Below are 25241 nucleotides of genomic sequence, written 5' to 3'. Positions count from 1 at the left end.
TTCCATTGACGCGGCATATGCCGGTAATCACGCTCGGTAACCTGCCAGGGTGGCACCCTGGTGGGCCCGATCCCTTCGTGGACGCGTCACCCTCATCGCGACGGCCGTAGCCGCCCTCGTGCTGATTCCGGCAGCCGTGGGCGGGGTGATCGTGACCAGGTCGCTGATGTCGGCAAGTGTGTTCCGCGACACCAGGGACTCAGCCGAGCGGATCGCGTACGAGATGCGCGGCGGCGCGCTGCCCATGGGGGCCTCCATCCCGGTGCCCAACCCGTCGGTGCCGCTGATCCAGGTGGTCGGCGCCAACGGACAGATCCTCGCCAGCAGCGACGCGGCCAGGAATCTGCCGCCGCTCAGCGACATACGCCCCACGGCCGAGAACCGGCTGATCAACATGACGAACTGCCTGCCGACCGAGTGTCTCCATCTCACGGCCGTCAGGGTCAGCATGTTCGCCGACTCTCCCGTCGTCTACGCGGGCCGCGCCACGCCTGACCTGCTCACCAGCCGCACCCTGGAAGTGGTCGTGTTCACCCAGGTCGGGATCCTGATCGCGCTGGCGTCGTGGGCCACCTGGCTGGTCACGGGCAGGGCGTTGCGACCGGTGGCGACCATGCGGGCCGAACTGGACGCCGTACACGCGGGCGACCTGAGCCGCCGGGTCACGCAACCACCGGGGCAGGACGAGGTGGCCCAGCTCGCCAAGTCCGTCAACGGCACGCTGGCCCGGTTGGAACGCTCCGCCGACCAGCAGCGCCAGTTCGCCTCGGACGCCTCGCACGAGCTGCGCACCCCGATCGCCGGGCTGCGCGCCCAGCTCGAGAGCGCCCAGCTCTATCCGGAGGACACCGACATCGAGGCGCTGGTGGAGAGCGCGCTGCGCGACACCGACCGCCTGGAGGCGATCATCACCGACCTGCTGCTGCTGGCCAGGATCGGCTCCCGGGTGGACGTGGTCAAGGAGTGCGTCGACCTCGCCGAGCTGGTGCGCCAGGAGCTGGCCGTGCGCTGCGACAAGGTGCCCGTGCACGTGGACCTGCACGAGGGGGTCGTCGTCGAGGGCGTACGGCTCCAGCTCGCCAGGGTCCTGACCAACCTGCTGGACAACGCCCAGCGGCACGCCGAGACCCGGGTCCGGGTCCAGGTGTACAAGGAAGGCAACGACACGGCGGTGCTGGCGGTCGAGAACGACGGCATGGAGATCGCCGTGGCGGACCGCGAGCGCATCTTCGAGCGCTTCACCCGCCTGGACGCCGCCCGCAGCCGCGACGCCGGCGGCACGGGGCTGGGCCTGGCCATCGCACGGGACGTCGCGATGGCTCACCGCGGACAGATCACCGTCGAGGAGTGCAAGGGCGGCGCCAGATTCGTCGTTAGACTTCCCGCCGTTTGACCGATTCTCGTAGATTTCCGGTGCTCATGTCATAGATCATGGTGTCATGACGGAAGAAGCGCCGCAGGGCGTCGACCCGCACATCCCCAACGCGGCGCGCATGTACGACTACTTCCTGGGCGGCAAAGACAACTTCAAGGCCGACCGGGAACTGGCCGAGCTGGTGCTCAGCGTGGTCCCGGAGACCCGCGACGGCACCAGGGAGAATCGCGCGCTGATTGGCCGTTTTGTACGTTACCTGTGCGAACAGGGCATCACCCAGTTCCTCGACCTCGGCTCCGGCCTGCCGGCCCAGGAGAACGTGCACGAGGTCGCCCTCAGGCACACCCCCGACGCCCGCGTGGTCTACGTGGACAGCGACCCGGTGGTCGCCACGCACGGCAGGGCGCTGCTGGCCGATCCCGAGCGGGTGGCCATGGTCCTGGGCGACGTGCGCCGGCCGAAGGAGATCCTGTCCCACCCGGAGGTCCGCGGGCTGCTGGACTTCGACCGCCCGGTGGCCCTGCTGATGATGTTCCTGCTGCATCTGATCCCCGACGAGGACGACCCGCACGGCTTTGTGGCCGCCTATCGCGACGCGCTGGCGCCGGGCAGCTATCTCGCCATCTCCCACGTGGGCAGCGACTCCCACTCGTCCTTGACGGAGCGGGTGAGCCAGTTCTACGAGAGGGCCAACCTGCCGTTCAGGCCGCGGCCCGGCGAGGAGATCTCCGCCTTCTTCGGCGACTTCGAGTTCATCCCGCCGGGCTACCTGGCCAACGGCATAGCCCCGGACCTCCCGTGGCCGTACATCGAGCCCGGAGCCCCGATCTTCCTGGACGAGGACCTGGCCCGCATGGGCTACGCGGGCATCGCCCGCAAGCCCTAGACCTTCGACAGCTCCCTGTCGCCCGACTCGCCCTGCTCCGGCGGCTCTTCGCCCTCGTCGAGCAGCGTCGCCTCGTCGAACGGCGCCTGCCCCGACAGCACCAGGTCGGCGCGCTCCCGGTCGAAATCGCCGGTCCAGTGGGCGACGAGCACGGTGGCGACGGAGTTGCCGGCGAAGTTCGTCAGCGCCCTGGCCTCGGACATGAAGCGGTCGATGCCCACGATGAGGCCGACCCCGTCGACCAGCGCCGGGCGGTGCGCCTGCAGCCCGCCGGCCAGCGTCGCCAGCCCGGCGCCGGTCACGCCCGCGGCGCCCTTGGAGGCGACCATCATGAACAGCAGCAGCGCGATCTGCTCGCCGAACTGCAGCGGCGCCCCGGTGGCCTCGGCGATGAACAGCGTGGCCATGGTCAGGTAAATGGCGGTGCCGTCGAGGTTGAAGGAGTAGCCGGTCGGCACGGTGATGCCGGCCACGGTCTTGCTGACCCCCAGGTGCTCCATCTTGGCGATGAGCCGGGGCAGGGCCGTCTCCGACGACGAGGTGGACAGGATCAGCAGGAACTCGCGGCCCAGGTACTTCAGCAGCGACCACAGGTTGATCCGGGCGACCAGCCACAGGATCGAGCCGAGGACGACGCCGACGAACAGCACGCAGGTCACGTAGAAGGCGACCATGATGATCGCCAGGCTCTTGAGCGCCTCGATCCCGGTCTCGCCCACCACGGCGGCGATCGCGCCGAACGCGCCGACGGGCGCGGCCCACATGACCATGGCGAGGATGCGGAACACCAGCCGCTGGAAGTGCTCGATGCCGCGCAGGATCGGCGTGCCCTTGTCGCCCATGGCCTGGATCGCGAACCCGGCCAGCAGCGCGACGAGCAGCGCCTGCAGGACCGAGCCTTCGGTGAGCGCCGACACCAGCGTCTCAGGGATGATGCCGAGCAGGAAGTCGACCGTGCTGGCCTCGCCGCCCTTGGCCGCCTGCGCCTCCGCGGCCTGCTTGGCGGCGTCGCTGAGGTGCAGCCCCGAGCCGGGGTCGATGACGTTGCCGACCACCAGGCCGATGAGCAGGGCTACCGTGGACATGACAATGAAGTAGCCGAGCGCGAGACCGCCGACCTTGCCGACCTTGGCCGCCTGGCGCACCGAGCCGATGCCGAGCACGATCGTGCAGAAGATGATCGGCCCGATCACCATCTTGATGAGCGCCACGAAAGCGGTGCCCAGCGGTTTGAGTTCCTTGCCCACGTCCGGCCAGACGAATCCGACCAGGATGCCCAGCAGGACGGCGCCGATGACGGCCAGATAGAGGTACCGAGTGCGATCACGCATGGGGGGTTCTCCAGCGGTGATGGAATTTCCTTCTAGGTAGCCGAGTATGACGCTCACAGTGACGTAGGTCACCATTGAGTAAGTTTCGTTCACGGGAGAGGTGTCAAGATGCGGCGCTTGAGCCTGGCGGGACAGATGTTGGTCCTGCAGCTGCTCGTGGTCGCCGTCACGGTGGCGGGCCTCGCGGTGCTCGCGCTCGTGCAGGCGCGTGACCTGCTCACCGACGAGGCGAGCAGCAAGGCCAGGGCCGTCGCGGTGAGCGTGGCGGCCTCGCCCGACGTGCTGGCCGCCCTCGACGACCCGAACCCGTCCATACGGCTGCAGCCGTACGCCGAGCAGGTACGCCATCAGACGGGCGTCGACTTCGTCACCATCATGAAACCGGACGGCACCCGCTACACGCACCCGAACCCCGCCGAGATCGGCAAGCGTTTCCTCGGCCACACCGAGCGGGCGCTGGCGGGCGAGACGTTCGACGAGACCTACACCGGCACGCTCGGCGAGTCCAGGCGCGTGGTGACCCCCGTCATGTCGGGCGGCCAGGTGCGGGCGCTGGTCAGCGCGGGCATCACGGTCGAGAAGATCAGCGCGAGGGTGCGCGACCAGCTCCTGTGGGGCGGGCTCGTCGTCGCGCTGGCGCTCTCGCTGGGCGCGGCCGGCACGTGGCTGGTCACCGCGCGGCTGCGCCGCCAGACGCACGGCCTTGGCCCGGTGGAGCTCGGCCGCATCCACGACCACCACGACGCGGTCCTGCACGCCGTCAGGGAGGGTCTGCTGCTGGTGGGCAAGGACGGCACGCTGACGCTGTGCAACGACGCCGCGCGTCAACTGCTCGGCCTGCCGGCCGATGCCGAGGGGCGGCACGTGGGCGAGCTGGGCCTTTCCGAGGTGCTGGCCGACGACGAGGAGCGCATCCACCTGGTCGGCGACCGGGTGCTGGCCGTCAACAGCGCCGCCAGCAGGCTCGGCACCGTGGTGACCCTGCGCGACCACACCGAGCTGCAGGCGCTGACCGGGCAGCTCGACGCCGAGCGCGGCTTCGCCGACTCCCTGCGCTCGGCCGCCCACGAGGCCGCCAACCGGCTGCACACCGTCATCACGCTGGTGGAGCTGGGCCGTACCGAGCAGGCGGTGGCCCTGGGCACGGCGGAGCTGCGGGCCGCCCAGGAGCTCACCGACCGGGTGGTCGGCGCGGTCCGCGAGCCGGTCCTGGCCGCGCTGCTGCTGGGCAAGAGCGCCGAGGCGGCCGAACGCGGCGTCGAGCTGGTGATCAGCCAGGACAGCGAGCTGGACGACCTGGGTCTCGACCCGCGCGAGCTGGTCACGATCGTGGGCAACCTGATCGACAACGCCATCGACGCGGCCTCCCGGGTGGAGGTGCACCTGTGCGCCGACCGGGAAGACGTCATGATCACAGTGGCCGACAACGGTCCAGGGCTGGCCGACCCGCACGCCTTCGACAAGGGCTGGACTACCAAGGGCGACGGGCACGGGCTTGGGCTGGCCCTGGTGGGGCAGTCGGTCCGGCGTATGGGCGGCACCATCGACGTGGCGGGCTCGGTGTTCACCGTGCGGCTGCCCGTGCCGGAGCGTGCGCGATGATCTCGGCGCCGGAGCGTGCGCGATGATCTCCGTGCTCGTCGTCGAGGACGAGGAGATCACGGCGGAGGCCAACCGCATCTACGTCGATCGGGTGCCGGGTTTCGAGGTGGCCGGGGTGGCCAGGACCGGCGGCGAGGCGCTGCGCTTCCTGCGCGGCAGGACGGTGGACCTCGTCCTGCTCGACCTGTACCTGCCCGACATGCACGGGCTGGAGGTGTGCCGGGCGATCCGCGCGGGCGGGCTCATGTGCGACGTGATCGCCGTGACCTCGGCCCGCGACCTGGCCATGGTCCGCTCGGCGGTCTCGCTCGGCATCTCCCAGTACCTGCTCAAGCCGTTCACCTACGCGACACTCTTCGAAAAGCTCACGCGTTACGCCAGGTTCAAGGAGGAGGCGGGCGTCGCCGTCGGGCAGAGCGACGTGGACCGCGTGCTCGGCACCCTGCGGGGCGGCTCTGAGCTGCCCAAAGGCATGAGGCGCGACACGCTCGACACGGTCGCGGCCAAGCTGCGGGCCAGCCCTGAGGGCATGGCGGCGCAGGCCGTGGCCGACGCGATCGGGGTGTCCCGCGTGACGGCCCGCCGCTACCTGGAATACCTGGTGGAGCTGGGGTTGGCGGCCCGCATCCCGCAGTACGGCGGGGTGGGCCGGCCAGAGTTGCTCTACCGGATCCCCATGGAAAGTTAATGACGGTGACGCTGGCCGTTCAATCCGGGCCTCTAGCTTCTGGGTGCAGTCCAATGCACTGAGGAGACACCTTGCGAGTCCTGGCCGTAGTTCCCGCCCGCGGAGGTTCGGCGGGCGTACCCCTGAAGAACCTCGCCCTGGTCGGGGGCGTTCCGCTGGTCACCCGAGCGATACGGGCCGCCCAGCGGGCCGAGCTCGTGGACCAGGTCGTCGTGAGCACCGACCACGAGGGGATCGCCGACACCGCCCGTGAGGCGGGGGCGCTCGTCGTGGACCGGCCCGAAGAGCTGAGCGGCGCGACCGCCTCCAGCGAGTCGGCGGTGCTGCACGCGCTCGACGCCCTCGGCGAGGACCCTGAGGTCGTCGTGCTGGTGCAGTGCACCAGCGCGTTCATCGACCCGAAGGACCTGTCGGCGGCGGTGCGCAAGGTGCTGGACGGGGAGGCTGACTCGGTGGTGTCGGGGCTGCCGACGCACGAGTTCCTGTGGACCGCGACCGGGGCCGGGATCAACCACGACCCGGCCGTCAGGCAGCGCCGGCAGGACCGCGAGCCCGAGTTCCGCGAGAACGGCGCCTTCTACGTCATGCGGACCGCCGGCCTGCGCGAGCACGGCCACCGCTTCTTCGGCGAGGTCGCCGTCCAGCCGGTGCCGCAGCAGCACGCCATCGAGATCGACAACCCGGAGGACCTGGAGCTCGTGCGCGCGCTCGCCCCGTTCATCGACCAGCCCGAGCCGATCGACGTGGACGCCGTCATCACCGACTTCGACGGCGTGCACACCGACGACCGCGCCTACGTCGACTCCGACGGCCGCGAGATGGTGCTGGTCAGCCGCTCGGACGGGATGGGCGTCTCGCTGCTGAAGCGGTCCGGGGTGAAGGTGCTGGTCATGTCCACCGAGCACAACCCGGTGGTGGCGGCCCGCGCCCGCAAGCTGGGCGTGCCCGTGCTGCAGGGCCTGGCCGACAAGCGGACCGTGCTGCGCGACTGGCTCACCATCGAGGGCCTCGACCCGGCCCGCGTGGCCTACGTCGGCAACGACGTCAACGACCTGGGCCCGATGGCCGAGGTCGGCTGGCCCGTCGCCACCCCCGACGCCCACCCGCGCGTGCGCGCCGCCGCCAGGACCGTGCTGACCAGGCCCGGCGGGTCCGGCGCCGTGCGCGAGCTGTGCGACCGCGTCGTGGCCGCCCGGCCCGAGCCGCCCGCCGTCGAGACCCGCACCCGGCCGAGGCTCGGCCCCGTCGCGATCGGCGACGTGCTGGTCGGCAACGGCGAGCCCGTGTACGTGATCGGCGAGATCGGCATCAACCACAACGGCGACCTCGACATCGCCCGCCGCCTCATCGACGTGGCGGCCGACGCCGGCTGCCAGGCGGTCAAGTTCCAGAAGCGCACCCCCGCGATCTGCGTGCCCGAGGAGCAGAAGGGCCAGATCAGGCAGACGCCGTGGGGCGAGATGACGTACCTGGAGTACAAGGAGCGCACCGAGTTCGGCTTCGACGAGTACCGGCAGATCGCGAAATACTGCGACGAGCGCGGCCTGCACTGGTTCGCCTCGCCGTGGGACGTGCCCTCCGTGGAGTTCCTGGAGGAGATGGACGTCCTCGTCCACAAGGTGGCCTCCGCCAGCGTCGCCGACCACGAGCTGCTGCGGGCCCTGGCCGCCACCGGCAAGCCGATCATCCTGTCCACCGGCATGTCCACGCTGTCGGAGATCGACGAGGCCGTCGAGATCCTCGGCACCGACAAGCTGATCATGATGCACGCGACGTCCACGTACCCGCTCCCGCCGGAAGAGGCGAACCTGCGCACGATCACCACGCTCAAGGAGCGCTACGGCGTGCCCGTCGGCTACTCCGGCCACGAGCGCGGCCTGCAGATCTCCCTGGCCGCGGTCACGCTCGGCGCGGTCTGCGTGGAGCGGCACATCACGCTCGACCGCACCATGTGGGGCTCCGACCACGCCGCCTCGCTGGAGCCGGCCGGTCTCGAGCACCTCGTCCGCGACATCCGCATCATCGAGCAGGCCATGGGCGACGGCGTCAAGCGCGTCTTCCCCGGCGAGGAGGCCCCCAAGGCCCGCCTGCGCCGGGTGACCGTCTGACCTCGTTCGCACCAGGAAGAACCAAGCTCTTGATCACTCTCTCGGTCGTCGTGCCGGTACGGGACGGCGAGCGCTTCATCGCCGACGCGCTCACCTCGCTCTGCCGCAACGCCCGGCACGACTTCGAGTTCATCGTCGTGGACGACGGCTCCGTGGACGCCACCGGAGCCATCGTCGAGGACTTCGCCCGCGACCTGCCCGGGCTGTCCGTGCTGCGCAACCCCGCGCCCGTGGGGCTGGCCGACGCCCGCAACACGGGCCTGTCAGCCGCCTCCGGCCGGTACGTGACGTTCATGGACGGCGACGACTGGCTCGCCCCCGGCTACCTGGCGCGGCTCGTCGAGGCGATCGACGGGCTCGGCTGCGACTTCGTCCGCGCCGACCACGTGCAGGTCGAGGGCCGCAAGCGGGTCGTGCACCGTGCCCCGCTGGCGCGACGGGGCGCGGTGCTCGCCCCGCGGGAGGCGATCCTGCCGGCGGGCGTGCGGACCATGGTCGACTACCCGTACGCCTGGGCCGGGATCTACCGGCGCTCCCTGCGCGACCTGCTGCACTTCCCCGGCTCCCTGCACACCGCCGAGGACCGGCCGTGGATCTGGCGCCTGCACAGGGAGGCCGCCACGTTCGCGGTGGTGTCGCTGGCCGGCGTGTTCTACCGGCGCATGGTGTCCGGGTCGCTGACGCAGGTGGGCGACGAGCGCCAGTTGCACTTCTTCGACGCGTTCGACCTGGTCTTCAAGGACCTGGAGCCGGAGTTCATGCCCAAGGCGGTGCGGAACTTCTGCGCGCTGCTCGCCCACCACCTGGAGATCGCCGACCGGTTCACGCCGGCGCTGCGGGCCCGCTTCGAGGAGCGCGGCGCGCACATGGTGCGCGCGCTGCCCGCCGACGTGGTGTCCGACTCGGTCGCGCGGATGTCCGCAGAACGCGAGGCCACGCTGCGGGCCCTGGTGCCCGACCTGCCGCCCAGCCCGCACGTCCGGGTCCGCCGCGACCGGGAGGAGACGTCGTGAAGGTCTTCTACGCCTCGACGCTGTTCGGCGCGATGTCGCTGGCCGCCGCCATCGACGACGGCCGCTTCGGCGACGGCCGCCGCGTGCTCGTCGTGTCCAGCAACGCGGCCATCCCCGAGGTGGCCATGCCCCTCGACAAGACGCCCGGCTTCGCCGTGCTGCGCTCCCGCTTCGACGAGATCCACTCGTGGAACGAGCTCATCGCGCCGCTGCACCCCTCCGACTGGAAGGCCCGCGTCATCGAGGTGCCCATGTTGGAGCGGCTCATCCGCTCCCACTGGGGGCTGGACGGGGTGGAGCACCTGGTGCTGGAGTCGATCGCGGTGCCCCCGGCCCGCACGATCGCGGGGCTGGTGCGCGACTGCCCGATCACCGTCTACTCCGACGGGCTGATGAGCTACGGCCCGACCCGCGACCCCCTGCCCGCCGAGATCTTCCGCCGCATCGAGCGGCTGCTCCACCTGGACCTGGTGCCGGGGCTGACGCCGCTGCTGCTCAGCGAGTACGGCGTCGCGCCGTCGATCCTGCCGGACGAGCGGTTCCTGTCGATCGTGGACCAGGTCACCGCCACCGCGCCCGACATGATGCACGGGCAGGCGATGATCCTCGGCCAGTACCTGTCGGCACTGGAGATCGTCACGCCGGAGGAGGAGGCGGCCCTGCACGAGACCATGCTGCGTGCCCTGGCCGCCCGCGGCTACACCGACGTCGTCTTCAAACCGCACCCGGCCGCCGGGCGGCGGCACGCCCAGCTCCTGCGGGCCGCCGCCGAACCCCTCGGTGTGCGGCTGTCGGTGGCCCCGGAGAGCGTGCCCGCCGAGGTGTGCTTCGCCGCGCTGCGGCCGGAGCTCGTCGTGGGGTGCTTCTCCACGGGTCTGCTGACGGCGCAGCGCTACTTCGGGCTCTCCGTCGCCGCGTACGGCACGGACCTGGTGCTCGACCGGCTGGCTCCCTACGAGAACAGCAACCGGATCCCGGTCACGATCGTGGACGCCCTGCTGCCCCGCCTGTCGGCCGACGGGGCCATCACCCCGGCGCCCGCGGTGGACCTGCGCGCCCTGGTGCGGGCCGTGGGGTACTGCATGCAGGCCGAGACGTACCCGGAGCTGCGGCCCGCGAGCATCGACTTGGACGCGCGTTACTTCAAGCGCAAGCGCCTGGAGACGCTGGGCCTGGTGACCAGGCCGACCGCGCTCACCCGGCTGCGCAGGAAGATCCGCTCGGCGATCTGACCCCGCTACCGCACCCCGGACGGCGCAAGAGCCCTCTTGCGCCGTCCTTTCGTGGAAGGGGTGCAGGGGCGGCGACCACCGTCAGCCGAGGGCCTTGAGGTAGCGGCGCATCTTGCGCTTGGCGCGGTAGCCCGCCCGCAGCATCGAGGGGTGCACCTCCACCCGGAGCCGGGCCCGGCGCCGCGCCGCCGCGTGCTCCGGCCCGTCCAGCAGCGAGGCCGCCGGCACCCGCGGCCCGCCCGCCACCAGCCCGGCCAGCAGCCGAGCCCAGTCGTTGCGCTCCGGCGGCTGGAAGTAGTTGGCCGCGCACCACTCGGCCGAGGCAGGCCGGAAGTCGCCCTCGGCCAGGTCGTCGAGCGTGCCCAGCAGCCCGCTGCCCTCGAACACCAGGTTGATCATCTCGGCGCTCACGCCGAAGTCGCTCAGCACCAGCGACGGCACGCCCAGCGCGATCGCCTCCAGCGCCGCCGTCGAGCTCACCGTGACGAACCCGGCCGCCCGCGCGAGCTGGTCGTGCATCGAACCCGCCTGGAAGGAGAGCCGCCCCGGCTCCCCCATCTCCCGCCACAGCCGCTGGTAGTGGTGGCGCTCGTTGTGCGTCTGCCGCTCATCCTCCAGCGCGCGCAGCTTGACGACCACGTCCAGCTCGGGGCGGAGCCGGGCCAGCTCGGCCAGCCCGAGCAGGATGCGTTCCCGTTCCTCCCGCTCACGCGGCACCTTGGCCTGAGTGGCGAACACGACCCGGTTCCCGCCCCCTGCGACCGTCTGCGAGCGCAGGAACGGCAGCCTGGCCAGGCCCACCGCCCCTCCCCCGCCGAGCCTGGCGGCGATCTCGGAGAACTCGGCCACCTCCCGCTCGCTGTGGACCACGAACAGGTCGCATCCGCTGCGGAACAGCCACGCCTTCTCCGTCGCGGGCACCGAGATGCCGGGCAGCCCGCTGACGAACACCGGCCGCGGCCGCAACCCGTCGAACACGTCGGCCACCAGCACGTCCACGACCGGCCCTGTGCAGGCCACCAGCACCACGTCCGGCTGCGTGCGCTCGGCCAGCCGCCGCACGGACCGGGCCGACAGCACCGGCGGCGGCTCGGCGCCGCCGCCCACGGCGGCGGCGATCTGCTCGGGCGACGGCGCGATCGGCGTGCGCACCACGACCAGGTCCGCGGTGCCTCCCCCGGGCAGGTCGCCGAGCAGGCAGGCCGCCCACTTCAGGTACGAGTCGGAGTCGGCGACCGCCAACACTTTCAACCGGACACTCCCGTCAGATGCGAGCGAAGGGCGGGGGCCGCCCTGCTGGTCCACCAGTCGTCGGGGACCGCCACCGGCTCGACGGCGACACCGCGCGGGCTGAGCAGCACCCGCAGCGAGGCGATCGCGGTCGAGGGGAGGCTGAGCACGCGCTGGCCGGCGTCCAGGCCCCGCAGCGTCAGCTCGGCGGGCGCGCCGCCGTCGTGGACCGTGATCCCCGGGCGTTCCCGGATCAGCGCGACGTCGACGGGGTCCTCGCGGCGGTGCGGATAGTACGCCAGCGGCTCGCGCGCGGCCAGGTCCGTCAGCCAGCGCAGGTAGTGGTCGCGATGCACCAGGCCGTTCCTGACCAGCGAGGTGCCGAGGACGACCGTGCGCTCCGCGGGCACCTCGGCGCTGGGCGGCTGGGCCCGCAGCCAGGCGAACTGGTGGCGTACCAGGTCGATTCCGGCCCGCCGTACCGCGTCCTCCAGGGGTTTGTCGACGGGCAGGGCGGTGAAGACCGACACGTCGCTCAGGCGCAGCCGCAGCGCGGCCGCCAGGCCGAGCGCGGCGCGCAGCCTGGTCGGCTGGGTCCTGGCCCGCAGCAGCGGCCGGTACGGCCCCGCGGCCAGCAGCTCGAGCAGCCGGAGGGTGGCCAGGCCATCGTCCACGATCACGATGCGGCCGGGACGCGAGGTCAGCCAGCGCAGCTGCACCCTGCCGGAGAAGGCGTCGCCGACGGCCTGCACGCGCCTGGGCATGCGTTCGCGCGGCTCGGCCAGCTCCAGGCCGTCGGGCAGCCCGAGAGACCTCAGCTCCCGGCGCGTGGCCTTCAGCGGCCGAAGGCCCGAGCGCGGCACGACGACCGTCCGGGGGCCCAGCAGCCCTGCGTAGTGGGCCTCGACGGCGCACAGCATCTGGAGCGGGGACTCCACCCAGGCCGACGCCTGTTCGACCACTCCTGCTCCTCCCAGCCGGGTGATGGCCCGTTCACGACCGCTTCAAGCTAGCCCCGCCGCCTTAAGCCCCCAGAAACGCGACGTGAACAATGGGCAGTATGAACTCGCTCTTGCTCAACACCGACGGCGTGCACATCCCGCAGCTCGGCTACGGGGTCTGGCAGGTCCCCGCCGAAGAGGCCGCGCAGGCCGTCACGACCGCGCTGAAGGCCGGCTACCGGCACGTCGACACCGCCTCCGCGTACGGCAACGAGGAGGGCGTCGGCCAGGCCGTGCGCGAATCGGAGCTGCCGCGCAGGAAGGTCTTCGTCACCACCAAGCTGTGGAACGCCGACCACGGACGCGCCGAGGCGGCCTTCGAGGAGTCCCTGGCCCGGCTCGGCCTCGACTACATCGACCTTTTCCTCATCCACTGGCCGGTGCCGCAGCAGGACAAGTACGTGCAGGCGTGGAGGGCGATGGAAAAGATCTACCGTGACGGGCGGGCCAAGGCCATCGGCACCTCCAACTTCACGATCGCCACCCTGACCCGGCTGATGAACGAGACCGACATCGTCCCGTCGATCAACCAGATCGAGCTCCACCCGTACCTGCAGCAGCGCGAGATGCGCGCCTTCCACGAGGCCAACGGCATCCTCACCGAGGCGTGGAGCCCGCTGGGCCAGGGCCAGGGGCTGCTGGACGACCCGGCGCTGGCCGTGCTGTCCGGCAAGTACGGCAAGACGCCCGCGCAGATCGTGCTCCGCTGGCACCTGCAGCTCGGCAACGTCGTCATCCCCAAGTCCGTGACCCCGTCGCGGATCGCCGAGAACATCGCCGTTTTCGACTTCATCCTCGATCCCGAGGACATGGCCGCCATCGGCGCGCTGAACAGGGGCCGGCGCTTCGGCCCCGATCCCGACACGTTCAACATGACGTGATTCGTCTACGATCTCCCACGTGCGGGATTTTGCGTGGGGCATCGCGGCGACAGGCGGTATAGCGCGGACCGTGGGAGCGGCCATCGTGGCCGAGCCCGGGATGCGGGTGGCCGCCGTCGGGTCCAGGGACTTAGGCCGGGCGCAGGCGCTGGCCGCCACGTTGGGCGCGGAGTCGGCGTACGGCTCCTATGAGCAGATGTGCGCCGATCCGGCCGTGGACGCCGTCTACGTCGCGACGCCGCACGCCCAGCATCTGCAGGTGGCCGAGGCCGCCATCGCCGCGGGCAAGGCCGTGCTGTGCGAGAAGCCGCTGGCCGCCACCGTGGACGACGCGGAGAAGATGGTACGGCTGGCACGTGAGGCAGGCGTGTTCCTCATGGAGGCCATGTGGATGCGCTTCAACCCCCTCATCCAGAAGATCGCGGCCGACGAGCGCTTCGGCGACATCCGCTCCGTGCAAGCCACTTTCGGCTTTGCCAAACCTTACGATCCGGTCCACCGGCTGTGGGCGCCGGAGCTCGGCGGCGGGGCCCTGCTCGACCTCGGGATCTATCCGTTCGGCCTGGCTCAGCTGCTCCTCGGCATGCCCTCTGACCTGCGGATCACCGGCTCCCTCGCGCCCAACGGCGTGGACGCGGAGGCGGGCGGGATCTTGCTCTACCCCGGCGGCAGGCGGGCTCTCGTAGAAACCTCGTTGCTCGGGAATTACCCGAACCATGCCTGTGTTGTAGGTACTCAGATGCGGGCGGACATCCAGGCACCGTTCTGGGCGCCGCAGCGGATTCTGCTCTCCGGGCCCTCCATGGAGCCGGAGGAGCATGTGCTCGATCCGGCGGACAACGGTTACGCCGGGGAGCTCCGCGAAGTCCGCGCCGCAACGGCCGAAGGCAGGACCGAAAGCTCGGTCATGCCGCTTGATGAGTCCCTCGCCATGATGGGGCTCCTGGCCGCGGCCCGGGGGCAACTCGCCTAGCTGGGTCGTTACAGATTTGTAGCCTCTTGCCTTATGCATTACATTTGAGGCATTCTTGAGACATTCGTCCGGTTTGTCCGGCAATGTCCGACCATCGCGACACACATCACAGGACCGTCCTGTGACCGCTGAATCCGCCTCCGGGCGGAACCGGGGACCCACGTCCTAATGGGGTGAATCGGCACTTCGGTGCCGTAGGGCAGCTTCCACGCCCGAATCCGTCAGCTAACCCGGTAAGCGGCATGGAAGCAAGGAGTAACCGCCTCGATGGCCAAGTTCCGCTTTACCGCTGCCACGAAGACCAACATCGCCCGCGCCGTGCTCGGCGCGTCCGTCCTGGCCTCCGGGCTCGGCGCCCACATGGGCACGGCCGCCGCCACAGAGCAGCAGCCGGCCACCGCGGCCACGCAAGACGACCACGCCAAGTCCAGGGAGACCAAGGTCAACGTCACCGCCTCCCAGGTCCTGGACCTCGCCAAGGCCCAGGTCGGCATCTCCGAGAACGCCTACGGCGGCGGCACCAAGTTCCAGAAGTGGTACGCCAACTCGCCGCGCGCCGCGGAGACCATCGCCCGTGACGGCGGCAAGCGCGCCGACTACATCAACGCCCCGTGGTGTGCGATGTTCATCTCCTGGGTCGGCGAGCAGACCGGCGCCCGCCCGCAGATCGGCTGGGACGCCTGGACCGTCGCCCACGCCAAGTGGTTCCAGGCCAACCACCGCTTCGGCACCGAGGCCAAGCCCGGCGCCGTCGTGTTCTTCTCCTTCAAGGGCAGCAAGAGTCTCGACGACATCGAGCACGTCGGGTTCGTCGAGAAGGACAACGGCGACGGCACCATCTCGACCGTCGAGGGCAACACCGGCAACGGCAAGGTCGAGGAGCGCGTCCGTCCGAAGTCCCAGGTCGTCGGCTACGGCTACCCGGAGTACGCCGGCTGACCCCGTTTCACCACACGAGCGCGCGTCCCCTCCGGGGGCGCGCGCTCTTCGCATCCCGCCATCCTCCGGGGGAAGGGGGTTGGGGCAGCCACGCGCGAACCTCGCCAAGGAGCCGGCCATGAGACCCAGCCCCCGCCCGGGAGCCGAGACCGCGGGGCGCCCGTGAGTGGCGGGCTCCGGTGGGTCGCCGACGGGCTGTTCCCCCGCGGCGGGAACCCGCACGGCGTCCTGCCCGCCCTGCTGATCCTCCTGGCCCTCGTCACCGGCCTCGTGGACGCCATCAGCTTCCTCGGTCTGGGCCGCGTCTTCGTGGGCAACATGACCGGCAACATCGTCTTCCTCGGCTTCGCCCTGGCCGGAGACCAGGAGCTGTCGACATGGGCCTCCCTCCTGGCCCTCGCGGCGTTCGGGGCGGGCGCCTGGACCGCCGGGCGTGTGACCAGACGGACGAGCGAAGCCCGGCGCGCGTTCGCCGCCGCCACCGCCGCACATGCCCTGCTGGTCGCCGCCGCCCTCACCGTGGCCCTGGTGGCAGGACACGATCACACCGGTGCAAGGGCGGCGCTCATCGGGCTGCTCGCGTACGGCATGGGCCTGCAGAACGCGTCCGTACGCGCGCTGGCGGTCCCCGACCTGGTCACCAACGTCCTCACCACCACCCTCACGGGCCTGGCCGCCGACACCCCGGGCCGGGCGGCCCTGCGCAGGTCCGCGTCGGTCGTGGCGATGTTCCTCGGCGCCCTCACCGGCGCCGCACTCCACCTGCACGTCGGCCCCGCACTGCCGCTGGCCGCCGCCCTGACCCTCCTGGCGGTCGTCGCCGTCGTGGCCCGCAGGCGCGCCCGCCGCACGAGCTGAGCCGGCGGGATTTACGAGAGGAAGAAGTCCGCCAGAGCCCGCGCGACCCCTGCCGGGTCGTTCTCCATCGGGATGTGGCCCGCCCCGGGAATGCGCACGAGCGTGCAGTTCGGGATCTCCGCGACGAAGCGCTCGGCGTACCGGACCTCCTGGAACGGGTCATCCGCACCCCACACCAGCAGCTTCGGCGTCTCATCCGCCTTCAGCGCGGGGACGAGGTCCAGCGTGTAGCGGCTGTCGGCCGCGCCCGCCAGAGCCATCCACGACCGGCCCACCCGCAGGTCACGCCACGGATCCAGGTAATCGGCCAGCTCCGCCTCGGAGGCGGGCCGGCCCAGCGCGATCGTGACGGCCTTGCGGCGCGCGGCCAGCAACTCCTCCACGGTCGTGGCCGCCACCATGGCGGGATCCCGGTAACGGGCCACGCTGGACACCGGCCACGAGTCGTACGTGACCGAATTGACCAGAGCCAGCCGCGCCACCTCCGACTCGACCAGCAGGTGCTGCGCGACGGCGCCCCCGATGTCGTGCCCCGCCACCAGCAGCGGCGCCCGCGCACCCACCGCGGCCGCGAACCGCCCCGCCCACGCCGCCAGCGCGGGCACCGCCGCCGTCTCCGCCGTGAGCTCCCCCTCGGAACGCCCCAGCCCCGGCAGATCGACCGCCACCGGCCGCAAACCCGCCGCCGCCAGATCGTCGATCACCGGCTCCCAGACCCGGCTCCAATACGTGCCGTGCAGCAGCAACACCACCGGGCCCCGCTCGCCCGCCGTCAGATAACTGGCCATCCGGCCGTCGACCTCGACCGTCATTCGCTTGGACATGCCATAACCATGATGTTCTGCCACCCTCACGGTCAAATACCAACTAAGGTATGCCGGTATGACATTGGCGCAGCTCCGGGTGCTCGTCGCGGTCGCCGAGCACGGCGGCTTCACCGCCGCCGCCGATTACACCGGCATGTCCCAGCCCGCCGTCAGCCGCGCCATCGCCACCCTGGAGCGCGAGCTCGGCGCCGCCCTGTTCGTACGCCACCGCGACGGCATCGCCCTCACCGAGGCCGGCCAGGCAGCGCTCGCCCGGGCCCGCGAGACCCTGCGCCACTTCGACCTCATCCGCGCCGACGTGGCCGCCGCCGCCGGCCAGATCACCGGCGAGCTGCGCCTGGCCAGCCTCCCCAGCGCCACCGGCACGCTCATCGCCAGGCTCCTGCGCGCCTTCACCGACCGCTACCCCCAGGTACGGGTCCGCCTGTTCGAGGGGGTGGACGACGACATCCGCGAATGGCTGCACCGCGGCGCCGCCGAGGTGGGCGTGGTCACCCTCCCCGCCCCCGGCCTGCACACCGTCCACCTCAGCACCCACGACATGGTCGCCGTGCTGCCCGCCGGCCACCCCCTGACCACCCGCCCGGCCATCACCCTCGCCGACCTGGCCGGTCGGCCGTTCATCCTCACCACCGCGGGCTGCCGCCCGCTGATCATGGGAGCGGCGCTGGCCGCCCAGGTCCGGCTCGACATCGCCTTCGAGGCCAGCGGCCCCGCCGCCATCCTGGAGATGGTGGCCGCGGGGCTGGGCGTCAGCATCGTCCCCACCCTGGGCCTGCCCGCCGACCTGGGCGCCGTCGTCACGCGACCGCTCGAACCGGCGATGACCCGCTCCCTGGCCCTGGCCGTCCCGTCGGCGGCCGACTGCGCCCCGGCGGCCCGGGCCTTTCTCGACCAGCTGGCCGCCTTTACGTTGTAGATTCCGTACGGAGTGGCACCTCCCGCACGAACCACGCGGCGGCGAACGCGATCACGGCCAGGACCGCGGCCCCCGCCAGCACACCCCGCAGCCCGCCGCTGACCGCCTCGCGCACGGCGTCCCGTACGGCTCCCGGCATCGTGGACACCAGCTCGGGCGTGAGCCCGCCGCCCCCGGCCAGCCGCTCGGCGGTCCCGGCTCCGAGCCGACCGGCCAGCCCGGCCTCCATGCGGCTCCCGTAGATCGCGCCCAGCAGAGCGATCCCCAGCGATCCGCCGATGGTCCGCAGCAGCGTGACGGTCCCGCCGGCCGCGCCCATGTCGCGCGGCTCGGCGCTGTTCAAGGTGAGCAGCAGGGTGCTCTGCGTGAGCAGTCCCATCCCCACCCCCGAGACCAGCGTGAGCGCGGAGGCCAGCGCCGTCCCCGTGCTCGCCCCCAGCCAGGTGAGCACGACAACGCCCGCCACGAGCACGCCGCCGCCGAGGATCGGATATCTGCGGTACCGGCCGTCGCGGCTGATGAGGCGGCCGGTGACGAGCTGCGCCCCGAGCATGCCGAACATCAGCGGCAGCAGCAGCATCCCGCCGGCCGTGGGCGAGGCGCCCTGGACGTACTGCATGTACTGCGGCAGGTAGGACATCACGGCCATCATCACCGCGCCGACCAGGAAGCTGACGACCTGCGCGAGCGCGAAGTTGCGGTCACGGAACAGCCTGGGTGGGATGACCGGCTCCTCGGCCCGCCGCTCGACGCGCACGAACGCCACCAGGGTCACGGCGGAGACCACGCCCAGGCCCAGGATCTGCGGCGACCACCAGTCGTACGCGGTGCCGCCCCAGCTCGCCAGCAGGGTCAGGGCCACGATGCCGGTGGTCAGCAGCATCGCGCCGAGGTAGTCGATCCTGGCCCTGACCCGCTCGCTCCTGAGCCGGATCCCGAAGCCCACGACCAGCAGGGCGACGGCGCCGACCGGCACGTTCACGTAGAACGTCCACCGCCAGCTCAGCTGGTCGGTGAGCAGGCCGCCGAGCAGCGGCCCGCCGATGAACGCGACCGGCATCATGACCCCGACCATCGACTGCACTTTGCCGCTTTCGCGGGGCGGCACCAGCACGCCGATGATCGACAGGGCGCCGACCATCAGCCCGCCCGCGCCCAGCCCCTGGAGGGCACGGAAGGCGATGAGCTGATCGATGTCCCGCGCCAGGCCGGCGAGCATGGATCCGGCCAGGAAGATCACGATCGAGCCCATGAACATGCCCTTGCGCCCGTACAGGTCGCCCAGCTTGCCCCAGATGGGGGTGGTGGCGGCCGTGGCCAGCAGGTACGCGGTCACCACCCACGACAGCCGGTCGACCCCACCCAGCTCGCCGGTGATCGTGGGCAGCGCGGTGCCCACGATGAGGCCGTCCAGCATGGCCAGGAACATGCCGAGCATCAGCCCGAACACGGGGAACCTCACGTGCGTCACACCCCGTACGGGCGCGCGGCCCTGGCCTCGCGCAGCGTGTGCCCCCACCAGGCGAGCTGGTCGAGCATCGCCTTGGCGGCCGCGTCGGCGCCGGGACTGGCGGCGGCGCCGTCGTGGCCGATCTGGGCCCACGGCGCCTGCAGACCGACGGCATCTCGCACGGTGACGGCGTGCAGCTCGGCCATCACCAGACGGAGCTGCTCGACGGCCCGCAGCCCGGCCGAGAAGCCGCCGTACGCCACGAACCCGACCGGCTTGGCGTTCCACTCCCGGTTGTGCCAGTCGATGGCGTTCTTCAGCGGGGCGGGGAAGCTGCGGTTGTATTCAGGCGTCACGATCACGAACGCGTCGGCCGCCGCCAGCCTCGGCGACACGGCCGCCAGCAGCTCCACGTGCTCCTCCGACGCCGGTGGTTCCCCCAGGACGGGGAACACGGTGGGCAGCGGCGTCTCGACCAGGTCGATGAGATCGGCGGTCATGTCGTCGCGCCGGTCGAGGTGGGTACGGAACCAGTTCGCCACGACGAGGCCGAAGCGACCGTCCCTGGTGCTGCCGAGCAGCACGGCCACGCGCAGAGGGCTGTCCATGACAGGGGCCTTCCTTCCAAGGATGTGTACAACGTATCTACGCCGATACAACGTACACATCGCCGTGTACGTTGTCTACTCCTGATACGCTGTACACCAATCGTGGAGAGGAGGGCGGTCCATGGCTGCCGCTCGCAAGGACGGCGCGGGCAAGGACGAGACCCCGCTGTGGGCCCGGCTCGAACGCCCCGCGCCCGCTCCCCGCCAGACCCTGTCGCCGCACCGCATCGCCACCGCCGCGGTCGGGGTCGCGGACGCGGAAGGGCTCGACGCCATCACCATGCGGCGGCTGGCCACCGAGCTGGGCGTCGCCCCGATGGCCGCCTACCGGTACGTGTCGGGCAAGGACGAGCTGGTGGAGCTGATGGTCGACCACGTCTATGGCGAGCTGAAGCTGCCCGGCGACACGTCGGGCTGGCGCGAGACGCTCAGAGAGATCGCCGTCAAGACGCGCGAGCTGATGCTGAGGCACCTGTGGCTCGCCCAGCTCCCGCCGAGTGCCATGCTCGCGCTCACACCCAACCGGGTGGCAGTGTCGGAACGCTCGCTGCGCGCGGTCGAGGGCCTGGACCTCGACCCCGACACCGCGATGGCCGTCGTCAACACCGTCAACTCCTACACGCACGGCGTCATCGGCGCGGAGATCGCGATGCGCCTGCTCATGGCCGGCCAGGGCTGGTCCAGCGAGCAGCAGGTCTTCACCAGCCTGGCCCCGCAGCTCTCGTACCTGCTCGACACCGGCCGCTACCCTGCCTTCGAGCAGTACATCTACAAGGGCAGGCGTAAGGACGATCCGGGCTGGCAGTTCGAGACCGGCCTCGAGTACGTTCTGGACGGCATCGCGGCCCGGCTGTTCGGCGAATAAATTCTCCGGTACGTGTCGATCCCGCCCGTCGCCGTTCGACGCGTTCAATGAGACCCGATACGAGCGACGAGGAGCGACACCGATGAAGTTCATGATCGTGGGCAAGGCGAACGCGGACACCGAGGCCGGGGTGCTGCCCAGCCAGGAGCTCGTGGACAACATGCACGCCTACAACGAGTCGCTGGCCAAGGCGGGGGTGCTGCTGGCGGGCGAGGGGCTCTACCCCAGCTCGCAGGGCGCGCAGATCGCCTACAGCGGCGGCAAGGCCACGGTGATCGACGGGCCGTTCGCCGAGGCCAAGGAGCTCATCGCCGGCTTCTGGCTGATCCAGGTGAAGTCGCGGGAGGAGGCGATCGAGTGGGCCCTGCGGGTGCCGGTGCCTCCGGGGCATGAAGGGATCGGGCTGGACGTGTGGCGCGTGTTCGACGCCTCGGACGTACCGGACGACTCGTTGCCGGCGGAGGAGCGGGAACGCGAGCTGGCGCTACGCGAGCGCCTCGGCGTCGACCAGCCCGACGCCTGACCCGACCCGCGCTGCCCTGCACCGTCTCCAGCGGCCACCCGAGGCCATGTGCCACCGGACGGACAGCACGTCGGATGGCGTCCCTGTGCGGGGAAGAAGGGCAACTGCCCTCTGTCGGAAGAGAAGGGCGACACACCGGCCGACAGCGGCGGCGGGCCGGGAGCGGCGGGCCGGCGGCGGCAGTGGGGACGGTGTTGCCAGCGGTGGCCTCGTACTGCTCTCATGGGCCGGTGATGGCTTCGGACACCAACCCGCACCCGCAGGCCGCTAACCGGGCGATCGAGGCGGTGTGGCGGATCGAGGCGGCCCGGCTCATCGCCGGGCTCGCCCGGTTCGTGCGCGACGTCGGCCTGGCCGAGGAGCTGGCGCAGGACGCGCTGGTCGCCGCGCTGGAGCAGTGGCCGGAGACCGGCGTGCCCCGCAACCCGGGCGCCTGGCTGATGACCGTGGCGAAGCGCCGCGCCATCGACCTGATCCGCAGGAACGAACGCCTCGAGCGAAACCTGATCGAGCTCGGCCACCGCCTCGACACGGAGGAGGACCTCCCCGAGGTCGACGAGATCGAGGACGATCTCCTGCGCCTGGTGTTCACGGCCTGCCATCCCACGCTCTCCATGGAGGCGCGGGTGGCCCTGACCCTGCGCGTGCTCGGCGGCCTGACCACCGACGAGATAGCGCGGGCGTTCCTGGTCTCCGAGCCGACGGTGGCGCAGCGGATCGTCCGGGCCAAGCGGACCCTGGCCGACAAGAAGATCCCCTTCGAGGTGCCCCAGGCCTCCGAGCTGTCGGCCCGCCTGGCGTCCGTGCTCGAAGTCATCTACCTGATCTTCAACGAAGGCTATTCGGCGACCGCCGGGGACGACTGGATGCGCCCCGCCCTGTGCGAGGACGCCCTCAGGCTGGGCCGCGTCCTGGCCGGCCTGATGCCCAAGGAGCCCGAGGTCCACGGCCTGGTCGCGCTCATGGAGATCCAGGCATCCAGATCCGCCGCCCGCGTGGGCCCGTCAGGCGAGCCGATCCTCCTCCTGGAGCAGAACAGAGCACGCTGGGACCAACTGCTCATCCGGCGCGGCCTGGCCGCCCTCGACAAGGCCGAGCAGTTGGGGGCCGAGCCCGGCCCGTACACCCTCCAGGCCGCCATCGCCGCCTGCCACGCCAGGGCCCTCGCCCCGGAGGACACCGACTGGGAACGCATCGCGAGCCTGTACGAGGCACTGGCCAAGCTGTCCCGCTCCCCCATCGTGGAGCTCAACCGGGCCGTCGCCCTCGCCATGGCCTACGGCCCCGCGGTAGGGCTCCAGCTCCTGGACCAGATCGTGGACGAGCCCGCGCTCAAGGGCTACCACCTGCTGCCGAGCGTACGAGGAGACCTGCTCTTCAAACTGGGCCGGCGGGAGGAGGCGCGCGCCGAGTTCGAACGGGCGGCCACGATGACCCGCAACGCCCGCGAACGCGAACTCCTCGAGGAACGCGCCGCCGCCTGCTGAAACCGGTCCGGGCCGCCGCATCGAGCGCGCACGCCGGCGCCATGCGCGACGATCACTCACCAGCCGGTCGGCGCGGCTTCGAGCTGCTTCTTGACCGCCGCCACCCGGTCCGGCAGCGTGCCCGGAGCGATCGGCACGCACTCGTAGCCGAGTGAGGCGTAGGCGTCCTGGTGGACCCGCTCGAAGCGCAGCGACTCCTCGAAGGTGATCCGCCGAGCGTCGGTCGGCGTGACGAACCCGAGGTTCTGGACGAAGAACACCTTCTTCTCGTAAACCTGCCGGGCTCGGATGCGTTCCAATTCGCGGGACAGGGCCGGAGAGACGTCATGGCCGAGATACGTGGCCAGGGCGTAGGTGCAGACAGGTGATCGATCGTAGATCTGCACAGCGCCGGGAAGCGCCGCGGCCTGTTCCTGCCGCGTACGCTGCAAGGCGACGATCGCCTCCACGAAGGACGGCTTCGTCCATGGCTCGGGCTCGCCCTGGGCCTGTTGCAGGGCGATGACATCGGTCGCCGCCTCCTCGACGACGGTGTAGCCGTCGCGCTCCAGCCAGCGAAGGATCGCCGTCTTCCCGGCTCCAGGGGCGCCGGTCAGGATGTAGCGCTTCATCAATCATTCCTGTCTGTCTCGGATCTGGACACCACCGAGCCCGGCTTGGTCAGATGACCTGGTCAGCGGTGGTCTCGAGGCGCTAAGGGGAGTACGCGACAAGCGGCGTGCCGGCGCCGACACCAGCTCAGCGAGCTACGCAAGTCGGTCGGGGCCGCTCGAGCAGAACCGGCCGAGGCGCTCGGCGTGCACCAAGCACATCATGGCCGCCTGGCGCTCCAGCCCGCCACTGCCATGCCCGAGCGCCGTCAGAACGGCCCCAATACTTTGCCCTTGCGCTAAGTGTTTCGGCGAACAATACTTAGCCGCATGGCACAGTATTCGGCGGAGCTCGACGGTGTGTTCGTCGCCCTCGCCGACCCGACTCGGCGCGGCGTCATCCGGCGCCTCGGCCGCGGCCCGACGAGCGTGGGCGATCTCGCCCGCGAGTTCCCGATGACCCTTCCCTCCTTCATGAAACACGTGCGGATGCTCGAGGCGAACGGCCTGATCCGCACGACCAAGCTCGGCCGGGTGCGCACCTGCGTGCTCAACCGCGACCGTCTCGCTCTCGTCGACGGCTGGCTCGCCGAGCAGCGCCGGATCTGGGAAGAGCGCACCGACCGGCTCGAACGCCTCGTCACCGATCCGAAGGAGCAGCAACCATGAACCCCGATCTCGACCTGGCCCTGGAGCGGGTCATCCACGCCCCCCGCGCCGTTGTGTGGAGCGCATGGACCGTTCCGTCCCGCTTCGAGAAGTGGTGGGTCCCAGCTCCGACCGTGTGCCGGGTCGACCGCCTGGACGTCCGGCCCGGCGGCGCACTCGTGACACGGCTGAGTGAGGACGGGGTGGAGTTCGTCCCGCACGTCGATGCGACTTTCCTCGTCGTCGACGAACTCGAGCGGATCGTGTTCACGAACGCGATTGACAGCGCCTGGCGCCCCGTCAATCCCCTGCCGGCGCCCATGACGGCCGAGATCACGCTGAGCGATCATCCGGGCGGCACGAAATACCGGGTCATCGTCCGGCACGGCGATCCGGCCGCCCGCGCCCGCCACGAGGAGGCCGGCTTCTCCGCAGGCTGGGGCGCGGTCACCAAGCAGCTCGCCGCGGTCGCGGAGAGCCAGGCCGCACAGTGAAAATCGCGCTCACAGAGTTCGTCACCCTCGACGGGGTCAGCCAAGGTCCCGGCTCGCCGACCGAGGACACGAGCGACGGCTTCACCGGGGGCGGTTGGCTCGTGCCCTACCTGGACGAGCTGTTCGTCCGGCGCACCTCGGACTGGCTGGATCTCGCCGACGGCCTGCTGTTCGGGCGGCGAACCTACGAGGCGTTCGCCCGGGACTGGCCGCAGATCACCGACCCGGACGACCCGTTCACCGAGCGGATGAACGCACTACCGAAGTACGTGGTGACCAGCACCCTCACGGAGGGGAGCTGGCACCCGACGACCGTGCTCCGCGGCGACCCGATCCAGACGGTCGGAGAGCTCAAGGCGCAGCCAGGACGGGAACTCCAGATCCACGGGAGCGCGCGACTCGGCAACGCCTTGTTGGCGGCGGGCCTCGTCGACACGCTCCGGCTCGTCGTCGCCCCAACCGTGATCGGTTCCGGGCGGCGGCTGCTCGACCACCCGAGCCGGCCCGTCGGCCTCCGACTCGTCCGCCACGAGGTGACGGCGAACGACCTGCTGCTGCTCCAGTACGAGACTGTCGGCACCGCCCCGGTGGGGGAATACGAGGGCGTCACGGCCTTTGTCTAGCGGAGTGACCACGACTGTTGGCCGGGTCAGCGGGTCATGCTGCCGAGGTGGCTGGCCTTTCCCCCAGCGACGCTGGTTTTCGCTGCAGAT

Annotated in this window: 25 protein-coding genes and 1 riboswitch; of the genes, 18 read left to right on the top strand and 7 right to left on the bottom strand. The window is 70.9% G+C overall.

Annotation, left to right across the window (positions count from 1 at the left end):
* The first annotated feature begins 49 nt into the window (after positions 1-49).
* Both ACIBVN_RS48800 and ACIBVN_RS48795 read left to right on the top strand, forming a co-directional pair.
* Positions 50-1393: a sensor histidine kinase gene (locus ACIBVN_RS48800; protein WP_397147693.1), complete on the top strand. Its 1344-nt coding sequence runs from the start codon at positions 50-52 to the stop codon at positions 1391-1393.
* 46 nt (positions 1394-1439) lie between these two features.
* Positions 1440-2261: an SAM-dependent methyltransferase gene (locus tag ACIBVN_RS48795; RefSeq protein ID WP_397147691.1), complete on the top strand. Its 822-nt coding sequence runs from the start codon at positions 1440-1442 to the stop codon at positions 2259-2261.
* On the opposite strand, the gene ACIBVN_RS48790 is transcribed toward ACIBVN_RS48795, so the two are convergent.
* Positions 2258-3592: a cation:dicarboxylate symporter family transporter gene (locus ACIBVN_RS48790; protein WP_397147689.1), complete on the bottom strand. Its 1335-nt coding sequence runs from the start codon at positions 3590-3592 to the stop codon at positions 2258-2260. The genes ACIBVN_RS48795 and ACIBVN_RS48790 overlap by 4 nt on opposite strands.
* 108 nt (positions 3593-3700) lie before the next feature.
* Between ACIBVN_RS48790 and ACIBVN_RS48785 the strand changes: the two genes are divergently transcribed.
* The 5 genes from ACIBVN_RS48785 (at position 3701) to ACIBVN_RS48765 (ending at position 10235) form a co-directional block, all read left to right on the top strand.
* Positions 3701-5194, top strand: coding sequence for an ATP-binding protein (locus tag ACIBVN_RS48785; protein ID WP_397147687.1), 1494 nt, complete (start codon positions 3701-3703; stop codon positions 5192-5194).
* Complete coding sequence (locus tag ACIBVN_RS48780; protein ID WP_397147685.1) at positions 5184-5882, top strand: response regulator; 699 nt, start codon at positions 5184-5186, stop codon at positions 5880-5882. The genes ACIBVN_RS48785 and ACIBVN_RS48780 overlap by 11 nt, the downstream gene beginning before the upstream one ends.
* A 71-nt stretch (positions 5883-5953) precedes the next feature.
* Positions 5954-7990 (top strand): N-acetylneuraminate synthase family protein, encoded by a 2037-nt coding sequence (locus ACIBVN_RS48775; RefSeq protein ID WP_397147683.1) that lies wholly within the window; start codon positions 5954-5956, stop codon positions 7988-7990.
* 29 nt (positions 7991-8019) lie between these two features.
* The gene (locus ACIBVN_RS48770) at positions 8020-9003 is read left to right on the top strand and encodes a glycosyltransferase family 2 protein (protein ID WP_397147681.1); all 984 of its coding nucleotides are present in this window, start codon (positions 8020-8022) and stop codon (positions 9001-9003) included.
* A complete protein-coding gene (locus ACIBVN_RS48765) occupies positions 9000-10235 on the top strand; it encodes a polysialyltransferase family glycosyltransferase (RefSeq protein ID WP_397147679.1) in 1236 nt (411 codons plus the stop codon). The genes ACIBVN_RS48770 and ACIBVN_RS48765 overlap by 4 nt, the downstream gene beginning before the upstream one ends.
* An 81-nt stretch (positions 10236-10316) precedes the next feature.
* On the opposite strand, the gene ACIBVN_RS48760 is transcribed toward ACIBVN_RS48765, so the two are convergent.
* The gene (locus tag ACIBVN_RS48760) at positions 10317-11480 is read right to left on the bottom strand and encodes a DUF6716 putative glycosyltransferase (protein ID WP_397147708.1); all 1164 of its coding nucleotides are present in this window, start codon (positions 11478-11480) and stop codon (positions 10317-10319) included.
* A gap of 2 nt (positions 11481-11482) precedes the next feature.
* On the bottom strand, positions 11483-12427 hold the full coding sequence (locus tag ACIBVN_RS48755) for a hypothetical protein (RefSeq protein ID WP_397147677.1): 945 nt from the start codon (positions 12425-12427) through the stop codon (positions 11483-11485).
* Between the two features lie 98 nt (positions 12428-12525).
* Here ACIBVN_RS48755 and ACIBVN_RS48750 point away from each other — a divergent pair, with 98 nt between their 5' ends.
* The 4 genes from ACIBVN_RS48750 (at position 12526) to ACIBVN_RS48735 (ending at position 16117) form a co-directional block, all read left to right on the top strand.
* Complete coding sequence (locus ACIBVN_RS48750; RefSeq protein WP_397147675.1) at positions 12526-13347, top strand: aldo/keto reductase; 822 nt, start codon at positions 12526-12528, stop codon at positions 13345-13347.
* A gap of 19 nt (positions 13348-13366) precedes the next feature.
* Positions 13367-14320 (top strand): Gfo/Idh/MocA family protein, encoded by a 954-nt coding sequence (locus tag ACIBVN_RS48745; RefSeq protein WP_397147672.1) that lies wholly within the window; start codon positions 13367-13369, stop codon positions 14318-14320.
* 116 nt (positions 14321-14436) lie between these two features.
* A riboswitch (cyclic di-AMP (ydaO/yuaA leader) is annotated at positions 14437-14575 on the top strand.
* A 12-nt stretch (positions 14576-14587) separates the two neighbouring features.
* Positions 14588-15259, top strand: coding sequence for a CHAP domain-containing protein (locus ACIBVN_RS48740; protein WP_397147670.1), 672 nt, complete (start codon positions 14588-14590; stop codon positions 15257-15259).
* 162 nt (positions 15260-15421) lie between these two features.
* Complete coding sequence (locus ACIBVN_RS48735) at positions 15422-16117, top strand: YoaK family protein (RefSeq protein WP_397147668.1); 696 nt, start codon at positions 15422-15424, stop codon at positions 16115-16117.
* Positions 16118-16128: 11 nt separating this feature from the next.
* Here ACIBVN_RS48735 and ACIBVN_RS48730 read toward each other — a convergent pair whose 3' ends face one another.
* Positions 16129-16941 (bottom strand): alpha/beta fold hydrolase, encoded by an 813-nt coding sequence (locus ACIBVN_RS48730; protein WP_397147666.1) that lies wholly within the window; start codon positions 16939-16941, stop codon positions 16129-16131.
* 58 nt (positions 16942-16999) lie between these two features.
* Here ACIBVN_RS48730 and ACIBVN_RS48725 point away from each other — a divergent pair, with 58 nt between their 5' ends.
* Complete coding sequence (locus ACIBVN_RS48725) at positions 17000-17863, top strand: LysR family transcriptional regulator (protein ID WP_397147664.1); 864 nt, start codon at positions 17000-17002, stop codon at positions 17861-17863.
* Here ACIBVN_RS48725 and ACIBVN_RS48720 read toward each other — a convergent pair.
* Positions 17853-19325 (bottom strand): MDR family MFS transporter, encoded by a 1473-nt coding sequence (locus ACIBVN_RS48720; RefSeq protein WP_397147662.1) that lies wholly within the window; start codon positions 19323-19325, stop codon positions 17853-17855. The two genes, ACIBVN_RS48725 and ACIBVN_RS48720, sit on opposite strands and share 11 nt — an antisense overlap.
* A 5-nt stretch (positions 19326-19330) precedes the next feature.
* On the bottom strand, positions 19331-19921 hold the full coding sequence (locus ACIBVN_RS48715) for an NADPH-dependent FMN reductase (protein ID WP_397147660.1): 591 nt from the start codon (positions 19919-19921) through the stop codon (positions 19331-19333).
* A 121-nt stretch (positions 19922-20042) separates the two neighbouring features.
* Here ACIBVN_RS48715 and ACIBVN_RS48710 point away from each other — a divergent pair, with 121 nt between their 5' ends.
* The 3 genes from ACIBVN_RS48710 to ACIBVN_RS48700 all read left to right on the top strand — a co-directional run bounded on the left by ACIBVN_RS48710 (position 20043) and on the right by ACIBVN_RS48700 (position 22796).
* The gene (locus ACIBVN_RS48710; protein ID WP_397147658.1) at positions 20043-20786 is read left to right on the top strand and encodes a TetR/AcrR family transcriptional regulator; all 744 of its coding nucleotides are present in this window, start codon (positions 20043-20045) and stop codon (positions 20784-20786) included.
* A gap of 82 nt (positions 20787-20868) precedes the next feature.
* Complete coding sequence (locus ACIBVN_RS48705; protein WP_397147656.1) at positions 20869-21309, top strand: YciI family protein; 441 nt, start codon at positions 20869-20871, stop codon at positions 21307-21309.
* Between the two features lie 233 nt (positions 21310-21542).
* Entirely contained in the window at positions 21543-22796 is a 1254-nt protein-coding gene (locus ACIBVN_RS48700) for an RNA polymerase sigma factor (protein ID WP_397147707.1), read from the top strand.
* A gap of 56 nt (positions 22797-22852) precedes the next feature.
* On the opposite strand, the gene ACIBVN_RS48695 is transcribed toward ACIBVN_RS48700, so the two are convergent.
* On the bottom strand, positions 22853-23407 hold the full coding sequence (locus ACIBVN_RS48695) for an AAA family ATPase (protein ID WP_397147654.1): 555 nt from the start codon (positions 23405-23407) through the stop codon (positions 22853-22855).
* Between the two features lie 309 nt (positions 23408-23716).
* On the opposite strand from ACIBVN_RS48695, the gene ACIBVN_RS48690 reads away from it, so the two are divergent.
* The 3 genes from ACIBVN_RS48690 to ACIBVN_RS48680 are packed head-to-tail and all read left to right on the top strand — an operon-like array spanning position 23717 to position 25151.
* Complete coding sequence (locus ACIBVN_RS48690; protein ID WP_397147652.1) at positions 23717-24055, top strand: ArsR/SmtB family transcription factor; 339 nt, start codon at positions 23717-23719, stop codon at positions 24053-24055.
* Entirely contained in the window at positions 24052-24528 is a 477-nt protein-coding gene (locus tag ACIBVN_RS48685; RefSeq protein ID WP_397147650.1) for an SRPBCC domain-containing protein, read from the top strand. Before ACIBVN_RS48690 ends, ACIBVN_RS48685 begins: the two co-directional genes overlap by 4 nt.
* Positions 24525-25151 (top strand): dihydrofolate reductase family protein, encoded by a 627-nt coding sequence (locus ACIBVN_RS48680; protein WP_397147648.1) that lies wholly within the window; start codon positions 24525-24527, stop codon positions 25149-25151. The genes ACIBVN_RS48685 and ACIBVN_RS48680 overlap by 4 nt, the downstream gene beginning before the upstream one ends.
* The last annotated feature ends 90 nt before the right edge of the window (positions 25152-25241 follow it).

Origin of the sequence: Nonomuraea sp. NPDC049400 (genome assembly GCF_044466425.1) — a bacterium.
In the GTDB taxonomy this organism is placed as follows: Bacteria; Actinomycetota; Actinomycetes; order Streptosporangiales; family Streptosporangiaceae; genus Nonomuraea.
The sequence above is the reverse complement of the archived record's forward strand: the minus strand, read 5'-3'. Positions and strand labels throughout refer to the sequence as shown.

Excerpts from the sequence above, each read along its gene's own strand:
- ACIBVN_RS48705 (WP_397147656.1), top strand. The coding sequence starts at position 20,869 with ATGAAGTTCATGATCGTGGGCAAGGCGAACGCGGACACCGAGGCCGGG.
- ACIBVN_RS48730 (WP_397147666.1), bottom strand. The coding sequence starts at position 16,941 with ATGTCCAAGCGAATGACGGTCGAGGTCGACGGCCGGATGGCCAGTTAT.
- ACIBVN_RS48700 (WP_397147707.1), top strand. The coding sequence starts at position 21,543 with ATGGCTTCGGACACCAACCCGCACCCGCAGGCCGCTAACCGGGCGATC.
- ACIBVN_RS48690 (WP_397147652.1), top strand. The coding sequence starts at position 23,717 with ATGGCACAGTATTCGGCGGAGCTCGACGGTGTGTTCGTCGCCCTCGCC.
- ACIBVN_RS48785 (WP_397147687.1), top strand. The coding sequence starts at position 3,701 with ATGCGGCGCTTGAGCCTGGCGGGACAGATGTTGGTCCTGCAGCTGCTC.
- ACIBVN_RS48750 (WP_397147675.1), top strand. The coding sequence starts at position 12,526 with ATGAACTCGCTCTTGCTCAACACCGACGGCGTGCACATCCCGCAGCTC.
- ACIBVN_RS48790 (WP_397147689.1), bottom strand. The coding sequence starts at position 3,592 with ATGCGTGATCGCACTCGGTACCTCTATCTGGCCGTCATCGGCGCCGTC.
- ACIBVN_RS48795 (WP_397147691.1), top strand. The coding sequence starts at position 1,440 with ATGACGGAAGAAGCGCCGCAGGGCGTCGACCCGCACATCCCCAACGCG.
- ACIBVN_RS48740 (WP_397147670.1), top strand. The coding sequence starts at position 14,588 with ATGGCCAAGTTCCGCTTTACCGCTGCCACGAAGACCAACATCGCCCGC.
- ACIBVN_RS48725 (WP_397147664.1), top strand. The coding sequence starts at position 17,000 with ATGACATTGGCGCAGCTCCGGGTGCTCGTCGCGGTCGCCGAGCACGGC.
- ACIBVN_RS48710 (WP_397147658.1), top strand. The coding sequence starts at position 20,043 with ATGGCTGCCGCTCGCAAGGACGGCGCGGGCAAGGACGAGACCCCGCTG.
- ACIBVN_RS48695 (WP_397147654.1), bottom strand. The coding sequence starts at position 23,407 with ATGAAGCGCTACATCCTGACCGGCGCCCCTGGAGCCGGGAAGACGGCG.
- ACIBVN_RS48715 (WP_397147660.1), bottom strand. The coding sequence starts at position 19,921 with ATGGACAGCCCTCTGCGCGTGGCCGTGCTGCTCGGCAGCACCAGGGAC.
- ACIBVN_RS48685 (WP_397147650.1), top strand. The coding sequence starts at position 24,052 with ATGAACCCCGATCTCGACCTGGCCCTGGAGCGGGTCATCCACGCCCCC.